Below are 292 nucleotides of genomic sequence, written 5' to 3'. Positions count from 1 at the left end.
CATCTGTTGCCACTGCTGTGATTTCATCACCATCATCTAAACCTGGGTTCGGTACTGTCCAACTGCCATCTGGTCCTGCAACAACTTCTGCTGTGCTGCCATCTGGGAAGGTCACCGTCACTGTAGAATCAGGTTCTGCTGTTCCTGTAATTGGATCGGTTCCATTTACTGGATCAATCACGGGTACATCTGGCGCAACTGCATCTACAATTGCTGTGGCAGGATCTGAACTATTGCCTGCTTCATCTGTTGCCACTGCTGTGATTTCATCACCATCATCTAAACCTGGGTT

General features: G+C 48.3%; 1 protein-coding gene. It reads right to left on the bottom strand.

All coding sequences use genetic code 11. The features are described from left to right. A partial coding sequence (locus MMP72_RS15825) for an Ig-like domain-containing protein (protein WP_241406218.1) occupies positions 1-292 on the bottom strand: 292 nt, incomplete at both ends.

It is taken from the genome of Acinetobacter sp. NIPH 2699, assembly GCF_022549355.1.
GTDB lineage: Bacteria > Pseudomonadota > Gammaproteobacteria > Pseudomonadales > Moraxellaceae > Acinetobacter.
The sequence above is the reverse complement of the archived record's forward strand: the minus strand, read 5'-3'. Positions and strand labels throughout refer to the sequence as shown.